General features: G+C 50.0%; 3 protein-coding genes. All 3 read right to left on the bottom strand.

The features are described from left to right. On the bottom strand, positions 1-1,388 hold a 1,388-nt coding region (locus RM811_RS21715), incomplete at its 3' end, for a hypothetical protein (protein ID WP_402528316.1). Next, positions 1,385-2,662 (bottom strand): tetratricopeptide repeat protein, encoded by a 1,278-nt coding sequence (locus tag RM811_RS21720; protein WP_402528318.1) that lies wholly within the window; start codon positions 2,660-2,662, stop codon positions 1,385-1,387. The genes RM811_RS21720 and RM811_RS21715, both read right to left, overlap by 4 nt. Further along, a partial coding sequence (locus RM811_RS21725) for a hypothetical protein (RefSeq protein WP_402528321.1) occupies positions 2,659-3,368 on the bottom strand: 710 nt, incomplete at its 5' end. The genes RM811_RS21720 and RM811_RS21725, both read right to left, overlap by 4 nt.

A 3,368-nucleotide genomic window follows, 5' to 3' on the forward strand; every position in this document is an offset into this window, starting at 1 on the left:
GCCGAAACGGCATAAACCGATACATAGGTTCTTTTACCCGTAATCGGATGTTTAATTTCCCGGCTGTAAACCTTTGATACCCCTTGCACCGTCCGGTCTGAAAACGCCTGACGCATCACAGAAGAAAAACTTTCCACCACAACGGCTTCGGTTTCATTATTCATAACATCGCCAGCAAATATTTCCTGCACAATGCTGTCGTACGTTTGCCTTGAGGATACGTCAGAATAGAGAGAAATCGCCGTCTCTTTCATGGCCAGCAGATCCGCTTTTTGCTTGGCCCGTTTACTGTCAGAACCTCGAATTTCTGCAGCTGCCGAACCAATTACCCAGCGCACACCCTGACTATCGGTGAAATTTGACGGGCCAATCATCGTGGCTGCATCCTGGCTGGCAATGTACTGTCGCAGCTCCAGGTTATTACCACCCAGGGCTTTGCCCTGCCTGTTTCCTGTTAAAATAGCGCGCGTTCTGGCCTCATGCTTCTGACTCCAGGCAACGATGACCCCCACTTCATATTTTCTGCTGTTCTTATCCCAGGCTTCTTCCGTAGCCAGGGTGACCGTGCCGTATAAAGGCATACTGGCAATGGCTGCTACGGATGAAACCGACTCCGATGAAATATTGCCCTTAAGCGCTTCAGCCCGTTGAGTGATTTCATCTTGCAGCGACAGAGTGCTGCCAAGCTTAATTTTAAGGTCAGCAATACGCGACGCCTGGACATTATCAAGGACTGTCGGATCATAGCTGGCATCAATTTTCTTAATAACCGCATCAACAAAAGCTTCTCTGCGCCCGGTCCAGTCAACCCCCTGGAGTTGCTGCTGCTCTTCCTCCGTCAAAATGGACTGCAATTCTTCAGCCTCATACTGGATAGTGGCCAGCTGGTCTTCCAGCTTTGTTAGTTCAGCATTCAGCGCTTCACGGATGGGAGAGCCGGGCATAATTAATTGGTCAGAGGCTGACATCCGGGTTCTTATGGTCTTTATGATGTTGGCCTTGGCTGTCAGCATGGCGGTGGTTGCAGCCTGTGCCCGTTTTTCCAAAAACCGGGGGTCTGTTTTCGGATTGGTTACAGGAACGGATGCGGTCGCCACAGTGATTAAACGAAACTTCCCCGGGGTGTAATTATCGGACCAGCCTTTTTGCAGCTGATAATCAGTCAGCTCGTTTTCTACCGAAAAGAAAAGGTCTGATGAGCGGCTATCAAACACCTTGAAATCATTCTGGTTGGGCGCCTGATTTGCCTGGACCACCATCTGCTCAACGCTGACTTCTTCGCCAGCCGGTGCAACGGTTTTCGGGTTGGCACCGAAATCATTTGCCTGAACTGACAAGGACGCTGACAGCACAACCGCAGCAAACAGCGGGTTTAGGGAAAATTTCATTTTATCTCCGTTTGTTTTTTTGCCAGGGGCATTTGAGTCAGTTCACCAAGCGAGGCTTGCACCCAGGTTGATGTGAAATCAGAAAACGACAGAAGTTGAGTAATTTGGCTATAAGCAATGGCTTTCTGCATATCGCCCATTGCCTGATACGTTTTGGCTATATGGATAAGGGTGGTTGCTGTTGGCTCAGTGGCCATAATGGCCTGCTGATGAGCCGCCAGTGCCAGCGGATATTGACCCATCGCCCTGAGCACCGCCCCTAACTGGTTCCAGCCCCTGGCATTGATGGGTTGCTGGGATAAAGACAGGGTTTGCATCGACAGGGTTTTTACCGGGTCAATACCCTGACTGAACTCCCCGTCGGCTAAACGCTGAAAATGCTCTGCCACCGCCGGACTGCCATAGAGAGCATCTCTGGAAAATATCAGGGAACCATTACCGGTGAGGGAGTAGGCCACCAGATTCCGAAAATCATCCCGTGATTGATACCAGTCCGGTAAATCGCGGTCTGTCTGGCAACTGGCTGCTTCAATTCGTCCCAGAGTTTTCTTGATAGTGCCACCGGCTTTCTCAGCGAGCATTTGCAATACCGGGCAACTGACGTTTGTGCCATTGAGCTGGGTACTTATCTCTTCTCTGGTGCCAGCATTAATCACCGTCCAGGTGCCACCCACCGAAGGAAAGCTGCCGGTCAATACCCCTGTTTTCTTTAGCTGGGCAGCCCCATAATAATCGGACAGGACAGTCACCCCAAGATCACTGAAATACAGGGCCAGGGCTTTATAATTTTTCGTCTTGATTTCTTCTTGCAGCAGGTCTTTTAACGGGCCTGTCAGTGCCGTAAGTTCTGGCAGTTTCTCATTCAGGGTCAGCGCTGCCTTTTTTACATAAACGACATAACGGTATTGCTTTCCGGACGCTTCCCGCTCTATTTGATATAACTCACCCTGAAAATCGGTTACCAAGCCTTTTCTTGCCAGCAGTTTCCGATGAAGGGCGTTAGCGACCTGCTTATTGACCGCCTCAGAACGGGTTTTACTGATTAAGGCAAGCACCTGCTTCTCAGCGTTTAGCCCTGTCTGCTGACGGGTCATGCCCGGACGCTGCACGGATACCCCCTTGACAATAAAACCGTCCAACAATGGGTATACACCGGCATCCGCCTGTGCCAGTTCCTGCTGGTAAGTCGCTTTTATCAGCCCGGGATCAAAGGCAAAAGTCGGTAGCGGCAAGATCAGTACGGCCAGAACAAAAGCAATCCGTTGGTACATCATTTTTGTACCATTTCAAATATTGCCTGTTTGCCCTCAGCCCTGATCATATGCGGGCGACGGGAGCGGCCATGGTCACGAAAGGTCTGGTAGAGTTCTTCAAGCCATTGATCCAGAGCACTGCTTAAAGTCCCCTGGAAGCGATAGCCCAGTGTCATTTCCCGGCCTTCGTTGCGCCATTGCCAGTTTTCCACCTGCCCTGCCGAGCCATTGTTTAATACATGCTTAAACAGATCCACATCGCTGCGCTTCGCGCCACGAATAACAATTTGGTAAATCCGCCCCTGCTCGCTGTATTTGGCCAATGCCTGCACCACTTCGATACCCAGCTTTTTTTTCAGCTTTTTATAGGCGGAGATTTGTGACACCTGCCCGGCACGTTCAATGGGTTTCACATAGATTCGGGACTTCAGGGGATCATTCATCACGGTGAACAAAATATCACCGCTGCTATTATCTTTCAGTTTCACCACCAGTGCGGTTTCTACCCCTGCCTTGCCATTGTGGTTGTTCACTGTTCGCTGTGACTGCTCAAGGTAGAAGGTGTGTGTCGCTTTAGTTTTGCTATCTTTGGCCTTGTCATCATTAATAGCGAAACCCAGCCTTTCCAGCTCATTCACTAACCAGTCTGTTTTTTCACTGTTGGATGATTGCACTGAAAACACGGGCTCACCAAGGATGTCCAGGTAAAAATTAACATCACTGAGCA

It is taken from the genome of Endozoicomonas sp., assembly GCF_031844845.1.
Taxonomy (GTDB): Bacteria; Pseudomonadota; Gammaproteobacteria; order Pseudomonadales; family Endozoicomonadaceae; genus Endozoicomonas.